Below are 16,664 nucleotides of genomic sequence, written 5' to 3'. Positions count from 1 at the left end.
TGTGTTCCCGGCGCCTCCAAGGATACGTCGGACGCCGCAGGAACTGCGCATCCTCCCCGGATCGGGCGTCTCAGGACGCGGACGGCGACCACGTCCGTGCGACGCGCGCCGTGCGGTCGGCGAGGCGGGCCGCGGGCTCGGCGAGCGCGGCGGCCACCTGCTCGGGGCGCTCCGCGACGGCATACACCCCCGACAGGCCGGCCGTCATGGCCTCGCGGCGGCCGACGAGCGACTGGCCCGGCACCGCGATGACGGGGACCCCGACGCGGGCGGCCGCCTCGGCGACACCGACGACGACCTTGCCGCGCAGGGACTGCCAGTCGAAGGTGCCCTCCCCCGTGACGACGAGGTCGGCGGAGGCCACGAGGTCGACGAAACCGACGGCGTCGAGGACGGCCTCGACGCCCGAGACGCGGCGGGCGCCCAGGAGGTGCAGGGCGTAGCCGAGGCCTCCGGCGGCACCGGCACCGGGCTCGCGCTCGGGCTTGAGGAGGGTGCCCGTCAGCAGGTCGCGGGCCGGAGGGCGCACGCGCGACACGACGCTCGCGAAGTGACCGAGAGCGTTCTCGAGCCGTTGCGCATCCTCCTCCGACGCGCCCTTCTGGGCAGCGAAGACGGCGCTGGCGCCCTTGAGCCCGAGCAGGGGTGAGTCGACGTCGCTCGCGATGACGAGGTCGATCCCGCGGAGGCGCTCGCGGGCCGCGTCGAGACCAGCGAGGTCGTCCGCGGTCGTGGCTCCGAGGGCCAGGCCGCCCTGGCCGAGGCGCGTCTTCGGGCCGACCCCCAGAGCGGCGAGCAGCCCCGCCCCCGCGTCGTTGGTGCCAGAGCCGCCGAGACCGATGACGACGCGTCGGGCGCCCGCCTCGAGCGCCGCCATGACGAGGGAGCCGACGCCCGTCGTCGTCGTGCGGGTCGGGTCACGCTCGTCGGGGGCGAGCAGGTGCAGCCCGGCCGCCTGGGCCGACTCCACGTATGCCGTGCGGCCGCCGGCGCCGGTCGTCAGCAGGATGGTGCCGGGCACCTCACGGCCGAGCGGGTCGGTCGTGACCACCGCGAGCACCTCGCCGTCGAGGTTCTCGGCGAGGACGTCGACGAAGCCCGGCCCGCCGTCGGAGAGCGGCACGAGCGTCAACCGGTCCCCGGGTGCCTTCCGGGTCCAGCCGTCGGCGATGGCGGCGGCGGCCTGCGACGCGGTGAGGGTGCCGGTGTAGCAGTCGGGGGCGATGATCACGTGCACGTCGGGAATCCTCCCACTCGGGGGCCGCCTTCCCCGGTCGAGGTGGCAGCGGCCGTCACGGGAGTCGCGCGAGGACCTCGAAGGGCTCAGCGGTGCGGCAGGAAGAGACCGGCGTCGCCGAACTCGTGCCAGGCGTAGCGGTGGGCGACCGCCTCGTCGTACGCCTGCTGGGCCAGGTCGGCGCCCGCGACCGCCTCGACGAGGAGCAGGTGTGAGGCGTCGGGGTCGTGCCAGCCGGTGACGAGCCCGTCGACCACGCGGGCGGCCCGGTCCGGTGAGATGACGACGTCGGTCCAGCCCGCCGCGGCCTGCACCCGGCCGTCCGGACGCGCCGCGGACTCGATGGCCCGCGTCGCGGTCGTGCCGACGGCGACGACCCGGCCGCCCCGGGACCTCGTGAGGTTGACGAGGTCGGCCGTCTCCATCGGCACCGCGAACCTCTCGGCCTGCGGCGCCTCCCCGGCCTCCTGCGACGACAGACCGGTGTGCAGCGTGACGGGGGCGACGAGGACCCCGGACGACACGAGCCGGGTCACGAGGTCGGCGGTGAACGGCCTGGCGGCGCTCGCCATCTCGGCGCTACCCGGCACTCGAGCGAAGACGGTCTGGTACGCGTCGAGGGGGAACCTGGACCGGAGGTAGCCGTACGCGATGGGCCGGCCGTGCGTCGCGAGGTGCTCCGGGAGGCTGCGGTCGTCGAGCGGCGTCGCGCGCCAGAGCCGGTTGCCCCGGCCGGTCGGGGACGGGTCGGGCCCGGGGTAGGGCGACTCGAGGCGTAGCCGGGGGCCGCTCGAGGCGAGCTCGACGACATCTCCCTCCAACGCGTCGAGCACCGGGTGCGCGGCGGCGGGTGCGGCGCGAAGCTCCACGACCCACGTGCCGTCGTCCAGCTCGGTCCCGACGTGGACGACGACCGCGCCACGTCCGGACACCCGTCCGTCGACCTCGCCGGCCACGGTCGCCGAGTTGTTGACGAGGAGCAGGTCGCCGGGTGCGAGGTGCTCGCCGATGGCGGCGAAGGCCGTGTGCTCGATGCGCACCTCACCGGAGGAGGGCTCCGACGCGACGAGCAGGCGCACACCGTCGCGTCCGAGTCCCCTCGCCTCGGGCGGGGCGTCCGCCGTGAGGTCGTCGGTGACACGGAAGAGGGTGTGGGGGGCGTGCGCGAGGGACGCGCTCACGAGGCCACCTCAGAGCCCGCGGCTGCGACGAGGTCCGCGGCTCGGTAGCGCCCGCTCGCGGGGCGCGACTCGAGCAGCGCCAGGATCCCCGGGACGGCGACCTCCTCCGGCAGCGGCCGGTCACTGATGTCCTCGCCCGGGAACGCGGCCTGGTGCATCGCCGTGCGCATGTCGCCGGGGTCGACGGCATACGCCCGGAGGGTCGGCAGCTCCGCGGCCAGGGTGGACGTCAGGTGGTCGAGCGCGGCCTTGCTGGCGCCGTAGGCCCCCCACGTCTCGTAGTGCTCGACACCCGCGTCCGACGAGATGGCGAGGACGGTCCCTGCAGCGGCGACCAGCGACGGAAGGAGCGAACGGGTCAGCCCGTGCGGGCCGAGGACGTTGACGGCGAGCACGGCCGCGAGGTCGTCCGTCGTCAGGTCGCGCAGGGGACGCAGCGGGAGCGGCCCGAGCGTGCTCGCGTTGTGGACGAGCAGGTCGAGGCCGCGCGGACCGGCCAGCTCGATGGCGAGGTCGGCGAGCTCGTCCCGGTGGACGGCGTCGGCGATGTCACCGGCGAGGCCGACGACGTCGTGACCGTGGCCCCGAAGCCCGGCGACGGTCCGGGCGACGTGCGAGTCGTCGCGGGCCGTGACGACGAGGTCCCAGCCCCGGACGGCGAGCGCCTCTGCGAGGGCCCGGCCGAGGCCCTGGGTGGCGCCGGTGATGAGTGCGGTGGGCATCGTGACTCCTGTGGTCGTCGTGGTCGATGGCCACAGCGTCAGACATGAAGCCGACTTGAGGTCAAGTGCCCGAACGCTGGGAGCCCGCGCGGCGGCATACGATCTGCTCATGACGACCGACACGCACTCGGCCCCGGCTCCCGCCCCGCTGCCCCTCCTCGTGCTGGGCCAGGGCACCGACCTGCACACGGAGCGTGGCGTCGAGTGCCCGGGCGACCTGCCGGCGCCGTCCGACCCCGACCTCGTCGAGCGCGCCCGCGCCGCCAAGGCCGCCCTCGGGGACCGCGTCTTCGTGCTCGGACACCACTACCAGCGCGACGAGGTCATCGAGTTCGCCGACGTCACGGGAGACTCGTTCAAGCTCGCGCGGGACGCTGCTGCCCGGCCCGACGCGCCCTACATCGTCTTCTGCGGCGTGCACTTCATGGCGGAGTCCGCCGACATCCTGACGAGCGACGAGCAGACCGTGATCCTGCCCGACCTCGCCGCCGGGTGCTCCATGGCCGACATGGCCGCGATCGCCCAGGTCGAGGACTGCTGGGAGCAGCTCGAGGCGGCCGGCGTCGCCGGGCAGACCGTCCCCGTGACGTACATGAACTCCTCCGCCGCGATCAAGGCCTTCACCGGACGCCACGGCGGCACGATCTGCACCTCCTCCAACGCGCGCACGGCCCTCGACTGGGCCTTCGAGCAGGTCGGCGGCGTCGGGCTCGACGGCACCGGCACCGGCAAGGTGCTCTTCCTCCCCGACCAGCACCTCGGCCGCAACACCGCGGTGCGCGAGCTCGGCCTGTCCCTCGGCGACTGCGTCGTCTGGGACCCGCACCGCCCCAACGGCGGCCTGACCCGCCAGCAGCTCGAGGACGCCCGGATGATACTCTGGCGCGGGCACTGCTCGGTGCACGGACGCTTCTCCGTCGACGCCGTCGAGGCCGCTCGCCGCGAGATCCCCGGCGTCAAGGTCATCGTCCACCCCGAGTGCCAGTACGAGGTCGTCGAGCGGGCCGACGAGGTGGGCTCGACGGAGAAGATCATCCAGACGATCGCCGCCGCTCCGGCCGGCACGTCGTGGGTCGTCGGGACCGAGCTCAACCTCGTGCGCCGCCTCGCGCAGCAGTTCCCCGAGCAGCGGATCGCCTTCCTGGAGAAGAACGTCTGCTACTGCTCGACGATGAACCGCATCGACCTGCCCCACCTCGTGTGGGCGCTCGAGTCGCTCGTGGACGGCCGCGTCGTCAACCCGATCCACGTCGACCCGGCCGTCGCCGCCGACGCCCGTGCGGCGCTCGACCGGATGCTCGCCCTGCCCGGCACGACGCACAAGGACTGACGGCCGGTGGCCGCACCCGCAGGCGACCTCCACCGGGTCGCCGTCGTCTCCGACGTGCACGGCAACGTCACCGCCTACGAGGCCGTGCTCGCCGACATCGCCCGCCGCGGCATCGAGCACATCGTCAACCTGGGCGACGTCGTCGGCAAGGGCCCCCGCGGGTCCGAGTGCATTCGGCTCACGCAGGAGCACTGCGTGGCCACGGTGCGCGGGAACTGGGACGCGTTCATCGCGCGCGACCCCGTGCAGCCGTGGGAACACACCCAGTGGGTGCGTGACGAGCTGTCGGAGGCCGAGCTGCGTTGGCTCGCAGAGCTGCCCAACGTCCACGAGATGCACCTCAGCGGCCAGCCGATCCGCTTCTTCCACGCTTCACCCGTCAGCGAGTTCACCCGCGTGTTCGCACCGACGTCCGAGGACGACCACCGCGCCTTCGTGGAGCAGACCGAGTTCACGGGTCAGGGACCCGTGCCCACGATCGTCGGCTACGGCGACATCCACGGCGCCTACCTCGCGGTCGACTACGGCATCACGGTCTTCAACGCGGGGTCCGTGGGCAACGCGCTCGACGGCCCCGGCGCCCCCTACGTGATCCTCGAGGGCACCCCGACCGAGCCCCGGCCGGACCCCGGCCACCGGACCGGCCGGGGTGTTGCCGAGCCGGGTCACGTCGGCATCAGCTTCGTGCGGGTGCCCTACGACGTGGAGGCCGAGGTCGAGGTGGCCCTCGCGCTCGAGATGCCGGGCGCCGAGGCCTACGCCCTGGAGCTGCGCGAGCAGCGCTACCGGGGCTCGGCGGTCACCACGGCCTGACGGCCTCGACCACGGGACGCGCTGTCCCCCATCGCCTCCACGACCGGACGAGCGGGGCGTCAGGCGCGGGGCAGGGCGCCCAGCCGGGCGAGGAAGACCGCCTCGGCCACGCAGACCTTCTCGAACTCGCCCAGGTGCAGCGACTCGTTGGCGCCGTGGGCCCGGGTGTCGGGGTCCTCGACACCGGTGACGATGATCGAGGCCTCGGGGAAGCGCGCGACGAAGTCGGAGATGAACGGGATCGAGCCGCCGACACCCATGTCGACGGGCTCGGTGCCCCACGCGTCGGCGAAGGACGCGCGCGCCTCGTCGTAGACGGGACCGTCGGCGTCGGCGGCGAAGCCAGAGCCGTGCTCCTCGAGGTCAACCGTCACCTTGGCACCCCACGGAGCGTGGTCGAGCAGGTGCGCCCTGAGCAGCTCGAACGCGGCCTGGGGCTCCTGGGTCGGCGCGAGGCGCATCGACACCTTGGCAGCAGCCCTGGCGGCGAGGGTGTTCGACGCCTTGTCGACCGAGGTGACGTCCATGCCGATGGTCGTGATGGACGGCTTGTTCCAGAGGCGCGTGAGGATCGAGCCGGACCCGATCAGCCCGACGCCGTCCAGCAGCCCGGACTCCTCACGGAAGCGGGCCTCGTCGTAGTCCAGCTCGGCGGCCGTGCCCTCGTCGAGGCCCTGGACGGCGACGTTTCCCTCCTCGTCGTGCAGCGAGGCGAGCAGGCGGATGAGCGCCGTGACGGCGTCCGGCGCCGCGCCGCCGAACATCCCTGAGTGCACGGAGTGGTCGAGCGTCTCGACACGGACGACGCACCGGACGCCGCCACGCAGCGTGGTCGTCAGGGCGGGCTCGCCGATGGCCCAGTTGCCGGAGTCGGCGATGACGATCGCGTCGGCGGCGAGCCGGTGCCCGTGCTTCTCGAGGATCGTCGGCAGCGACGCGGAGCCGTACTCCTCCTCACCCTCGACGAAGACGGTGACGCCGACGGGCAGGCTGCCCGCGTGCGCCCGGAGCGCGGCCACGTGCGCCATGACCCCGGCCTTGTCGTCGGCTGCGCCGCGCCCGTAGAGGCGGCCGTCGCGCTCGGTCGGCTCGAAGGGAGGCGTGTCCCAGTCGGCGTCGTCGCCGGGAGGCTGCACGTCGTGGTGGGCGTAGAGCGTCACCGTCGGCGCACCCTCGGGTCCGTCGAGGTGGCCGATGACGGCGGGCCGCCCACCCTCGACGACGATCTCGACGTCGAGACCCTCCCGGCGGAGCAGCTCGGCCACGGCCTCGGCGCTGCGCGCCACCTGGCTCTGGTCGAAGGAGGAGGCCGACACGCTCGGGATGCGCACGAGCTCCTCGAGGTCGGCTCGCACCTGCGGCATGAGCTCGGCCACGCGGTTGCGGATCTGCTGGATCTGGTCGGGGGTGAGGGCGTCGTCAGTCACGAGCCCGACCCTACCCACGCGCCGTCAGCACCCATCGGTAGGTTCGGGCAGATGGGAGACAACACGTTCGTCGCCGGGCAGGAGCCCTGGCTCGAGCGCCTGGGCAACCTGCGCAACGTCGTGCGCCAGGAGATGGTCACCCGCCAGCTCGCCGCACACCTGCCCCGGGGGCCGCTGCGCGTCCTCGACGTCGGCGCCGGCCAGGGCACGCAGGCGCTGCGCCTGGCCCGGCGTGGGCACTCGGTGACCGCGGTCGAGCCGGACGGGCGCATGCGGGCCGCCTTCGAGCAGGCCGCCGCCGGGCTCACGCCCGGGCAGCGCGAGCACGTCACCCTCGTGGCCACCGACCTCGCCGGGCTGGCGAGCGTGACGCGGCCGACGGCATACGACGTCGTCATGTGCCACGGCGTGCTGATGTACCTGCCCGAGAGCCGCGCGGCGGTCGCCGGGCTGGCCCGGCGGGTGGCACCCGGCGGCATCGTGTCGATCGCGGCGCGCAACGGCGACGCGATGGCCTGGCGTCCAGCAGTCCGGCACGACTGGCCGGCCGCCCTCGCAATGCTCGACGAGATGCGCCGCGCCGCGGAGGAGGGCCGGGACGCCCGCTACCGCAACGAGATCGGCGTCGACGCGCGGGCCGACACGCTCGCCTCGCTGACGGCCGACTGCGAGGCCGCCGGGCTCGAGGTGACCGCCTGGTACGGCATCCGGGTCGCGAGCGACGACGTCGCCGTCGACGAGCCGGCACCCGAGGGTGACGAGCTGACCACGCTGCTCGACGTCGAGGAGAGGCTCGGCTCGACCGACCCGTACCGCGCGCTCGGCACCCTCCTCCACGTCGTCGCGCGACGCAAGGGCTGACGACCGCGCTCCCCGCGTGCTTGGCTCGGACCATGGACGGAGCCGACCGGCTGCAGCAGGCGTTCGCGGCCGTTCCGCGTGCCGACTTCCTCCCGCGCGGTGCCCGCTCGCGCGCCGGTTACGACGTCCCGATCCTCATCGGGCACGGGCAGACGAGCTCGCAGCCCAGCACCGTCGACGACATGCTGCGCCTGCTCGACGTGCGACCCGGCCAGCGGGTGCTCGACGTCGGCTCCGGTTCCGGCTGGACGACCGCCCTGCTGGCCCACCTCACCGGTCCGAGCGGTGAGGTGGTCGGGGTCGAGCTCGAGCCCGAGCTGGCTCGGTGGGGCGCCGCGAACCTCGCCCGGTCAGGTGTGCCGTGGGCCACCATCCGGGCGGCAGAGCCGGGCGTGCTCGGTGACCCCGCCCACGGCCCGTGGGACCGGATCCTCGTCTCGGCGAACGCCACGGCACTCCCCCAGCCGCTCCTCGACCAGCTGCGCGACCCGGGTCGGCTCGTCGTCCCGGTCGCGGGCACCATGACCCTCGTCGTGCGCGACCACGACGTCCTCACGACGACCCAGCACGGGCGCTACCGGTTCGTGCCGCTGCGCACGGCCCCGGACGCACCGGGCTGAGGGGTCGTATGCCACGGCCCGCGGGCGCGATGCGGGACTGGCACCCGCTTCGGCTTAGAGTGGCTCCGTGTTCGGACGCAAGAAGACCATCAACGACGAGCTCGCCAGCACGGTCTCGACCGACCCGGCGCGCCCGGGGGCCAAGAACCGGCCCACGCCGAAGCGGCGCGAGCAGGAGGCGCTCAACAAGCGTCCGCTCATCGTCACCGACCGCAAGGCGGCCGGCGCGCAGGACAAGGCGGCCCGGCGCGAGGCGATGGCCAAGCAGCGGGCCGGCATGATGACCGGCGACGAGAAGTACCTCCCGGCCCGTGACAAGGGGTCGCGCCGTCGCTTCATCCGCGACACCGTCGACGCCCGCTGGAACATCGGCGAGTTCATGCTCCCGGTCATGCTCATCGTGCTGCTGCTCAGCTTCGTGCGCACCAACTGGGCCCTGCTGCTCGTCTTCGTGCTCGTCTACGGCCTGATCCTCGTGGCCATCGGCGACGCCCTGCTCATGTGGCGCCGCACGCGTCGCAAGGTCGAGGACAAGTTCGGCGGCGCCGAGAAGGGCGACGCGTGGTACGCCATCATGCGCGCCTTCCAGATGCGCCGCACCCGCATGCCCAAGCCGCAGGTCGCGCGCGGGCAGCACCCGGCCTGAGCGACGCGACGTCGCCCGGCCGGGACGTACGCAACGGTCAGGGCTGCAGGTCCGCGAACGCGAGCGGCGCCCGCGTGACGGCATACGTCGCGAAGTAGAGCTTGTCGATCGAGCCGTCGGCCGCCCGGACGACCTCGAGGACCTCGCCCCGCTCCCGGCCGGCCACGGCCCGGAAACGGTCGGTGCCCTCGGCGGCATAGCGCGTCTCGGACAGCTGCTCGTCATCGGCGAGCCGCGACCACAGCTCACCCTCGCGGACGAAGAACGTGATGGGCGAGCCCTCGGACCACCACAGGCCGAGCAGCTCGGTGAGGCCGGGCTGCTCCGTCTCGGGCACCCACGGCGCCGCGAGCGAGGGCTCGGCCTCGATGACCGCCTCGACGAGGTCGGTGGCGAGCCCGAGGGTCAACGCCCCGGACGTGGCGTTGGCGAAGACGACCGCCCCGACGCCGTCCTTGCGCCGGACCCGCAGGCCGGTGAGGAAGCCAGGCATGGCGCCCCCGTGCCCGACGTAGACTCGGTCGCCGCGCCGCCCCATGCCGAAGCCGAGACCGTAGGCGCCGCTCCAGCCGTCGACGTCGGTCATGATGATCGGCCGGCACATCTCCTCGACGGTGTCGGGCTGCACGACGCGGCCGTCGGGGCTCGCGACGTAGGCGGCGTAGCGGCCCATGTCGGCGACGGTCGACCACAGCCCCCCGAACGGGGCCGTCGCGCCCAGGCTGAAGAAGGGCTCCTCGCTCGCCGTGCCGGCGTAGGGGTCGACCTGGTAGCCGACGGCACGGTCGTCCGCGGGAGCGAGTCCGGTGCGCGTCATCCCCAGGGGGTCCAGCACGCGCTCTCGCACGACCTGCTCCCAGTCCTGCCCGGTGACGCGCTCGACCACCGCGCCGAGCAGACCGTAGGCAAGGTTCGAGTAGTGGAAGGCGTGGTGACCGGGAAGCACCTGCTCGGCGTCCTCCACACCGGCGAGGAACTCCTCGCGCTCGGGGGCCTCGAGGCTCTCCCAGATGTTGCCGACTGGCTCGCGCTGCAAGCCGGAGGCGTGGGCGAGCATCTGCCGCAACGGAACCCGCCCGTGCCTCGTGCCGGGGAGATGGGTCTCTAGCGTGTCGTCGAGGGACAGCCGGCCCTCGTCACGAAGCGACATGACCGTCAGCGCGGTGAACGTCTTCGTCACCGAGCCGATCATGAACTGGGTGTCGTCGGTGGCCGACGCCGGGCTCGTCCCGAGGCGCGCCGAGCCCACGTGCGCCGACCAGACGAGGTGTCCGTCCCGGACGACACCGACGCTGACCCCCGGCGAGCGCCACGTGCGCTGCGCCGTCACGACACGGGCGAGGAGGTCGCGCTCGAGCCCGGCCGACAGGGTCGTGTCGCGGCCCGCCGGCGTCGCGCTCACTCCGCCGCCCGGAGGCTCATCGGACCGTAGACGACGGCATCGTGCTCACGCAGGGTGACGGCCTCGACGCCGGCGTCGAGCAGCTCACGCCACGACTCCCCGAGGTAGCTCTCGGCGTCGCTCTGGGTCGGGAAGCCCGTGGTCGTCAGGCCCTCCCCCTCCACCGGATTCCCGTGGGCGTCGAGGAACAGCCAGGTCCAGTCAGCACTCATGTGGCCACCCTAGTTGGCGGCTCGTTTGACGCGTGGCAGCCCCACGTGCGACGGTTCGCCTAACCGAAGGACGATGGGGCAAGCCGGTGTGACTCCGGCGCTGACCCGCAACCGTGAAGCCACTCCCCGCCGCCAGCCGGCTCGGGGTGACCAGTCGGAAAACCCGCGTCCTACCGGCTCCTTTGTCAGTCTGTCGTGGAATGCGGACCGGAGTCACCCCGCCGGGCCGGCGTCAGCCAGCAGACCCGACATGGTGTCCGACCGCGAGGAGGAAACCGTGTCCCTTGTCCGTCGTGCCCCGCTCCGGGTCGTCTTCGCCGCCCTCGTGGCGACGCTGCTCTCCGCCCTGACGGTTGCGCCAGCCCATGCCGCCGCCTACCGCTACTGGGGCTTCTACCAGCTCGCGGACGGCGCCTGGGCCTTCGCCCAGAAGGGCCCGGACCAGACGGTCCCCAAGGACGGCAGCGTCGACGGCTGGCGCTTCGCCGTCGCCGACGAGGCCTCGACCCGCTACCCGCGAGCCGTGATGACGTTCGACCAGGTCTGCGGCTCGACGCCCGCCGAGGCGGGCAAGAAGCGCGTGGGGCTCGTCGTCGACTTCGGCCGCCCTGCCGATGCAGCTGACAACGCGACGCCTCCCGCCCCCAAGGCGCTGTGCGCCGTGGTCGCGGCCGACGCCACGAGCTCGGCCGTGCTGGCCCTTGCCGGTGACGTCCGTGTGGAGAAGGGCCTGGTCTGCGGCGTCGACGGCTATCCCACCAGTGACTGCGGTGGAGCCGTCAAGGAGGTCAGTCCCGAGGCCAAGGCCGCCGACCAGCCGGTGACCATCGCGGCGCCCGCGGCCAGCCCCACTGCCGCTGCGACGACGCCGGCTGCCACCGCCACCGACGTCGCCGCTGCGCCGGCCTCCGGCACCTCCGGCGGGTCGGTGGCGGCCTACGTCATCGCCGGTCTCGTCCTGCTCGCCCTCGTCGCCTACCTGCTCGTGCGCTCGCGGTCGCGCGCCCGCCGGGACGTCTGAGGAGCCACGACGCGCGTGGCACGGGTCAAGGCCAGGCTCCAGCACCCTGCAGCATGGTGGCTGTGGGGGCTGGGCCTTGCCACGGCGGCGTCGCGCACGACCAACCCTGTGCTCCTGCTCCTCGTCATCGGGGTCTGCCTGCTCGTCGTCGCGGAGCGACACGACCCGGCCACGCCGAACCCGCTGCCGGCCTTCCTCGTGATCGGTGCCGTGGTCGTGGCGTTCCGCATCGTCATGACCGCGCTGCTCGGCAACGGCATCGTCGGTGGGACGGTCGTCGTGACCCTCCCCAGCGTGCCCCTGCCCGACTGGGCCGCCGCCGTGCGCCTGGGCGGCACGGTGACGCTCGAGTCGCTCCTGTATGCCGCATACGACGCCCTGCGCCTCGCAGCGGTCCTCGCGTGTCTCGGCGCCGCCAACGCGCTGGCGAGCCCGCGGCGGCTGCTGCGCTACCTACCGGCCACGCTCTACGACGTCGGCACGGCCGTCGTCGTGGGCCTCACCTTCGCGCCGCAGCTGCTCACCGACGCCCGCGACGTGCGGGCGGCCCGTACCCTCCGGGGTCGCGACGGGCGGGGCCTGCGAGAGATGGCGCGACTCACCGTGCCGGTGCTCGAGACGGCGTTCGAGCGGTCGCTCGGGCTCGCCGCCTCGATGGAGTCCCGGGGCTACGGCCGCGCGGTCCACTCGACCTCGACGAGCCGGCGCGCCGCCACCGGCCTCGCGCTCGCCGGACTCGTCGGGGTGCTGGCCGGGCTCTACGGCCTGCTCGACTCATCGGCCGGCGGCGTGCTGGGGCTGCCGGTCCTCGTCCTCGGGGCGGTGCTCGCCGGCTCCAGCCTCGTCGTCGGCGCATCGCGCGACCCCCGGTCCGGCCATCGCCGCGACCGGTGGACGTGGACCGAGACCGCGACGGTGCTCGCCGGGACCGTGCCGGCTGCCTGTCTCGTGGTCGCCTCCGTGCGCGGCTGGGAGGGCGTCGTCCCGAGCCAGCGGGCCGAGCTGCCCGAGGTCCCGCTGCTCGCCGTCCTGGCGCTGCTCGTCGCCGCGACGCCCGCGTGGTTCACACCCCGTCCCCGGGAGGTCGCTCCGTGATCACCTTCGAGCACGCGACGGTGCAGTATGCCGATGCCCCCGCTCCCAGCCTGCACGACGTCACGCTCGAGATCCCCGAGGGCGAGCTCGTCCTCGTCGTCGGCCCCACGGGCAGCGGCAAGTCGACGTTGTTGCGCACCATCAACGGGCTCGTGCCGCACTTCAGCGGGGGCACCCTGACAGGCCGCGTCACCGTCGACGGCCTCGACACGGCCGAGCACCGCCCGCGTGACCTCGCGACCGTCGTCGGCCTCGTCGAGCAGAACCCGTCGTCGACGTTCGTCACGGACGTCGTCGAGGACGAGGTGGCCTACGGCATGGAGACGATGGGCCTGGACTCGACGACGATCCGCCGCCGGGTCGAGGAGACGCTGGACCTCTTCGGCCTCACGCCGCTGCGGGCGAGGTCCGTGCGCACCCTGTCGGGGGGTCAGCAGCAGCGCGTCGCGATCGCCGCCCTCTTCGCGGCGGGCCCGCGGGTGCTCGTGCTCGACGAGCCGACGTCGGCCCTGGATCCTGTTGCCGCAGAAGAGGTCCTGGCCTCGCTCCACCGCATCGTGCACGACCTCGGGGTCACGGTCGTGCTGGCCGAGCACCGGCTCGAGCGCGTCGTGCACCACGCCGACCGCGTCGTCCTCGTGGACGACGGACGGGTGTCCGAGCTGCTCGACCCGGCCGAGGCCATGCTCCGCTCCCTGATCTACCCGCCGGTGGTGGGCCTGTCCCGCCTCGTCGGATGGTCGCCGACCCCCCTGTCGATCCGCGACGCGCGCCGACAGGCTGCGTCGCTGCGCGAGGCTCTCGGCGACAGCACGCCCCGACCGGTCGCCGACCTGCACGTCACCGGGCCCGGCCACGCCGTCGACCTCACCGGCGTCCGCGTCTCGCGCGGCGGGCGCATCGTGCTGGACGGGGTCGACCTCGCCGTGGCTCGCGGGTCGGTGACGACGCTGATGGGTCGCAACGGCGCCGGCAAGTCCACCCTGCTCGGCGCCGTCGCGGCACAGCACCGCCTGGCCGGCGGGCGGGTGCGCGTCGGCGCCGAGGGCGTGGACCCGCACGCCCGGTCCGCCCGCGAGAGGGTGCGCACCGTGGGGCTCGTGCCGCAGCAGCCCGAGCTGCTCCTCTACGCCGACACGGTCGCGGCCGAGTGCGCGGCCGCCGACGACGACTTCGGGGCCGCGCCCGGGACGGCCCGGGCCCTGCTCGAGCGCATCTCCGACGGCATCGACCCCACCGTCCACCCACGCGACCTGTCCGAGGGCCAGCGCCTGGAGCTCGCCCTGGCGGTGATCCTCGCGGGGTCACCCGAGGTGCTCCTGCTCGACGAGCCGACGCGTGGACTCGACTACGGCGCCAAGAAGAGGCTCGGTGAGGTGCTGACCGGCCTGGCAGCCCGGGGCACGACGGTCCTGCTGGCCACGCACGACGTCGAGCTCGCGGCCGAGGTCGCCGACCGCGTGGTCATCCTCGCCGACGGCGAGATCGTCACCGACGGTCCCGCCCGAGAGGTGCTCGCGTCCTCACCGGCGTTCGCGCCACAGGTCACCAAGGTGCTCCTGCCCCAGACCTGGCTCACGGTCGCCGAGGTCGCCGGAGCCCTGGCGAGGATCGCGTGACCGGCCGTCGCGTCATCCCGCTGCGCTGGCCCGCTGTCGTCGCCGTCGGCGCGGTCGGTGCCGTCGGGCTCGTCGCGTTCACGTGGCCCTTCTTCGTGAACGGCGACTTCGCCCGTGACCACGGCAACGACGCCCCGTGGCTCTTCGCCGTCCTGCTCGGGCTGCTCGCCGTGGTCTGTCTCGCCGAGGTGACCGCCGGACGGCTCGATGCCAAGACGATCGCGGTCCTCGGAGTGGCGGCAGCGGCCGGTGGTGGTCTGCGCCTGCTCAGTGCCGGCACCGCAGGTCTCGAACCGATGTTCTTCGTCGTCATCGTCGCGGGTCGCGTCCTCGGGCCCGGCGTCGGCTTCGTCTCCGGGGCCCTCGCCGTCACGACCGGGGCGCTGCTCACCGGCGGGGTCGGGCCCTGGCTGCCCTTCCAGATGATCTGCGCCGGGGGCATCGGCCTCGGGGCTGGCCTGCTGCCCGCCCGCGCAGGAGGGCGCGCCGAACGCTGGGTGCTCGCGGCCTACGCCCTCGTCACAGGACTCGCGTTCGGGCTCTTCATGAACCTCTGGTTCTGGCCGTTCCTCGGGACCAGCGCCCCGACCGGCATGGGCTTCGTCCCGGGGGCACCGCTCACCGAGAACCTCGCCCACTACGGCCTCTTCTACCTCGCGACCTCGCTCGGGTGGGACCTTCCCCGTGGGGCGCTCAACGCGGTGCTCGTGCTGCTGGCCGGGCCGGCGCTGTTGCGGGTCTTCCGGCGGGGAGCCCGACGGGCCGCGTTCGGGGTGCCTGTCGCCTTCGAACCGGCCGTCGCGACCGAGGCGGCCCCGGTGCACGAGACGGAGCAGGCGCGGTGAGCGGCGCGACCGAAGCCGCCGCCCCCCTCGGCAGGGCCAGGACGACGACCCTCGTCACCGGGCCGATCCGGAGCGGCAAGAGCCGCCACGCCGAGGACCTGCTGCGCGACCACTCCGACGTCACCTACGTCGCGACCGGGCGGCAGGTCGACCCGGCCGACCCCGAGTGGGGCCGGCGCGTGGAGACCCACCGCGCCCGCAGGGCCGAGTCGTGGCGCACCCTCGAGACGACGGACGTCGCAGCCGCGATCGACCATGCGACGGGGCCGCTGCTCGTGGACTGCCTCGGCACCTGGCTCACTGCCGTCGTCGACGATGCCGGCTGGGACGATCTCGACACCGCATCCGCCACAGTGCGGCGGGAGACCGACCGCCTGGTCGAGTCCCTCTGCGCGGCAACAGCGCCCGTGGTCGTCGTGACCAACGAGGTCGGGTGGTCGCTCGTGGCGACGTCGGCATCCGGTCGCCTCTTCCAGGACGAGCTGGGCCGGCTCAACGCGTTCGTCTCGCGTGTCGCCGCCCACGTGCACCTGGTCGTCGCGGGACGGGTCATCGACCTGGGCGATGCTCCTCTCGTGCCGTGGCAGCCGAGGTCGAGGACACTGGATGCGTGATGCGTGGCGGCTCGCCATCGGCACGTTCACGGCGCTGCCGGTCGACCCGCCGGCACTCGTCGACCGGTCCATCCTCGGTCGCGCGATGCTCCTCGCACCCCTCACCACGGCACCGGCAGCCCTCGTCTGGCTCGGGCTCGGCGCCCTGTCGACGCGGGGATGGGCGCCGACGGCGGTGGTCGCCGTGCTGGCGCTCGTGGTCACGGCGTTGATCTCCCGCGCACTGCACCTCGACGGTCTCGCCGATCTGGCCGACGGTCTCACGTCCGGCCACGACCCCGCACGGTCGCTCGAGGTGATGCGGCGAGGTGACACCGGTCCGGCGGGTGCCGCGGCGGTCGTCCTCGTGCTCCTGCTCGACACCGCCTGCCTAGCAGCTCTGCTCGCCAGCGCGGCTGGGACCGCGCTGGCCCTGGTCGCGCTCGCGGCGAGCCGCCTCGCCTGTGCGGTGTGCGCCCGCGACGGCATACCTCCCGCGCGCCGGCAGGGACTCGGTCAGGGCGTAGCCGGCACCGTGGGCCGGACGCGCCTCGTGGCGGTGGTGGTCACCGTGGCTGCCCTCGCCGCCGCGCTCGGCGCCTGGCTCTCAGGCACGCTCCCCGGCATCTCGTGGTGGGCCGCAGCCCTCGCCGGCAGCGCGGTCGTGCTCACCGCGACGATGGCTGCCGTCGTGACCCGACGTCATGCCGTGCGGCGCCTCGGCGGCATCACGGGCGACGTCATCGGGGCCGCCGTCGAGATCGCCCTGGCCGTCGGACTCGTCACGGCCGCCCTCGCCGTCACGGCCCTCCCCCACCCCTGACCGTCGACAGGCCACGAATGGCCCAGCCCTGACCCTCGACAGGCCCCGAACAGCCCACCACGGATGCGGCGTCGGGTGGCCGTTCGTGGCCTTTCGACGGGTGGCAGGGGGCCATTCCTGGCCTGTCGACGGTGGGCGGGGCAGGTGGCGTCCTCACGGCACCACCCGGCATACGCTGTCGGAGGGCACCACCCGGCATACGTTGTCGGAGAAGGAC

Annotated in this window: 17 protein-coding genes and 1 riboswitch; of the genes, 11 read left to right on the top strand and 6 right to left on the bottom strand. The window is 73.7% G+C overall.

What is annotated here, in order from left to right:
• Positions 1-70: 70 nt before the first annotated feature.
• The 3 genes from ABD831_RS10130 to ABD831_RS10120 all read right to left on the bottom strand — a co-directional run bounded on the left by ABD831_RS10130 (position 71) and on the right by ABD831_RS10120 (position 3,140).
• The gene (locus tag ABD831_RS10130) at positions 71-1,237 is read right to left on the bottom strand and encodes a glycerate kinase family protein (protein ID WP_344945263.1); all 1,167 of its coding nucleotides are present in this window, start codon (positions 1,235-1,237) and stop codon (positions 71-73) included.
• A gap of 86 nt (positions 1,238-1,323) precedes the next feature.
• Complete coding sequence (locus ABD831_RS10125) at positions 1,324-2,418, bottom strand: S-adenosylmethionine:tRNA ribosyltransferase-isomerase (RefSeq protein ID WP_344945260.1); 1,095 nt, start codon at positions 2,416-2,418, stop codon at positions 1,324-1,326.
• A complete protein-coding gene (locus tag ABD831_RS10120) occupies positions 2,415-3,140 on the bottom strand; it encodes an SDR family NAD(P)-dependent oxidoreductase (RefSeq protein ID WP_344945257.1) in 726 nt (241 codons plus the stop codon). The genes ABD831_RS10125 and ABD831_RS10120 overlap by 4 nt, the downstream gene beginning before the upstream one ends.
• A 109-nt stretch (positions 3,141-3,249) precedes the next feature.
• Between ABD831_RS10120 and nadA the strand changes: the two genes are divergently transcribed.
• Positions 3,250-4,470, top strand: coding sequence for a quinolinate synthase NadA (nadA, locus tag ABD831_RS10115; RefSeq protein WP_344945254.1), 1,221 nt, complete (start codon positions 3,250-3,252; stop codon positions 4,468-4,470).
• Between the two features lie 6 nt (positions 4,471-4,476).
• Positions 4,477-5,283, top strand: a complete 807-nt coding sequence (locus tag ABD831_RS10110) for a metallophosphoesterase family protein (RefSeq protein WP_344945251.1) — start codon at positions 4,477-4,479, stop codon at positions 5,281-5,283.
• A gap of 59 nt (positions 5,284-5,342) precedes the next feature.
• Here the strand turns inward: ABD831_RS10110 and ABD831_RS10105 are convergent, their stop codons facing one another.
• Positions 5,343-6,710 (bottom strand): dipeptidase, encoded by a 1,368-nt coding sequence (locus ABD831_RS10105; protein WP_344945247.1) that lies wholly within the window; start codon positions 6,708-6,710, stop codon positions 5,343-5,345.
• A gap of 51 nt (positions 6,711-6,761) precedes the next feature.
• Here ABD831_RS10105 and ABD831_RS10100 point away from each other — a divergent pair, with 51 nt between their 5' ends.
• From ABD831_RS10100 to ABD831_RS10090, 3 genes are all read left to right on the top strand, one after another.
• Positions 6,762-7,571 carry a methyltransferase domain-containing protein gene (locus ABD831_RS10100; protein ID WP_344945244.1) on the top strand — a complete coding sequence of 270 codons (810 nt, stop codon included), beginning with the start codon at positions 6,762-6,764 and terminating at the stop codon, positions 7,569-7,571.
• Positions 7,572-7,603: 32 nt separating this feature from the next.
• On the top strand, positions 7,604-8,191 hold the full coding sequence (locus tag ABD831_RS10095) for a protein-L-isoaspartate O-methyltransferase family protein (protein WP_344945240.1): 588 nt from the start codon (positions 7,604-7,606) through the stop codon (positions 8,189-8,191).
• Between the two features lie 67 nt (positions 8,192-8,258).
• Positions 8,259-8,837 carry a DUF3043 domain-containing protein gene (locus ABD831_RS10090; RefSeq protein ID WP_344945237.1) on the top strand — a complete coding sequence of 193 codons (579 nt, stop codon included), beginning with the start codon at positions 8,259-8,261 and terminating at the stop codon, positions 8,835-8,837.
• 37 nt (positions 8,838-8,874) lie between these two features.
• On the opposite strand, the gene ABD831_RS10085 is transcribed toward ABD831_RS10090, so the two are convergent.
• Both ABD831_RS10085 and ABD831_RS10080 read right to left on the bottom strand, forming a co-directional pair.
• Entirely contained in the window at positions 8,875-10,239 is a 1,365-nt protein-coding gene (locus ABD831_RS10085) for a serine hydrolase domain-containing protein (protein WP_344945235.1), read from the bottom strand.
• Positions 10,236-10,451 (bottom strand): hypothetical protein, encoded by a 216-nt coding sequence (locus ABD831_RS10080; RefSeq protein WP_344945232.1) that lies wholly within the window; start codon positions 10,449-10,451, stop codon positions 10,236-10,238. Before ABD831_RS10080 ends, ABD831_RS10085 begins: the two co-directional genes overlap by 4 nt.
• Positions 10,452-10,485: 34 nt before the next feature.
• Positions 10,486-10,635, top strand: a riboswitch (cobalamin riboswitch).
• A gap of 93 nt (positions 10,636-10,728) precedes the next feature.
• On the opposite strand from ABD831_RS10080, the gene ABD831_RS10075 reads away from it, so the two are divergent.
• Genes ABD831_RS10075 through ABD831_RS10050 form a run of 6 tightly spaced genes read left to right on the top strand, consistent with a single transcriptional unit; the run spans position 10,729 to position 16,447 of the window.
• Positions 10,729-11,472, top strand: coding sequence for an SCO2322 family protein (locus ABD831_RS10075; protein ID WP_344945229.1), 744 nt, complete (start codon positions 10,729-10,731; stop codon positions 11,470-11,472).
• Positions 11,473-11,487: 15 nt separating this feature from the next.
• Positions 11,488-12,567 carry an energy-coupling factor transporter transmembrane component T gene (locus ABD831_RS10070; protein ID WP_344945227.1) on the top strand — a complete coding sequence of 360 codons (1,080 nt, stop codon included), beginning with the start codon at positions 11,488-11,490 and terminating at the stop codon, positions 12,565-12,567.
• On the top strand, positions 12,564-14,186 hold the full coding sequence (locus tag ABD831_RS10065) for an ATP-binding cassette domain-containing protein (protein ID WP_142177697.1): 1,623 nt from the start codon (positions 12,564-12,566) through the stop codon (positions 14,184-14,186). The genes ABD831_RS10070 and ABD831_RS10065 overlap by 4 nt, the downstream gene beginning before the upstream one ends.
• A complete protein-coding gene (locus tag ABD831_RS10060; RefSeq protein ID WP_344945222.1) occupies positions 14,183-15,031 on the top strand; it encodes an ECF transporter S component in 849 nt (282 codons plus the stop codon). Before ABD831_RS10065 ends, ABD831_RS10060 begins: the two co-directional genes overlap by 4 nt.
• Positions 15,028-15,645: a bifunctional adenosylcobinamide kinase/adenosylcobinamide-phosphate guanylyltransferase gene (locus tag ABD831_RS10055; RefSeq protein ID WP_344945219.1), complete on the top strand. Its 618-nt coding sequence runs from the start codon at positions 15,028-15,030 to the stop codon at positions 15,643-15,645. The genes ABD831_RS10060 and ABD831_RS10055 overlap by 4 nt, the downstream gene beginning before the upstream one ends.
• Positions 15,638-16,447, top strand: coding sequence for an adenosylcobinamide-GDP ribazoletransferase (locus ABD831_RS10050; protein ID WP_344945216.1), 810 nt, complete (start codon positions 15,638-15,640; stop codon positions 16,445-16,447). The genes ABD831_RS10055 and ABD831_RS10050 overlap by 8 nt, the downstream gene beginning before the upstream one ends.
• The last annotated feature ends 217 nt before the right edge of the window (positions 16,448-16,664 follow it).

The organism is Terrabacter ginsenosidimutans (assembly GCF_039539425.1).
In the GTDB taxonomy this organism is placed as follows: domain Bacteria; phylum Actinomycetota; class Actinomycetes; order Actinomycetales; family Dermatophilaceae; genus Terrabacter; species Terrabacter ginsenosidimutans.
This window is presented reverse-complemented; position numbering and strand designations above follow the sequence as displayed.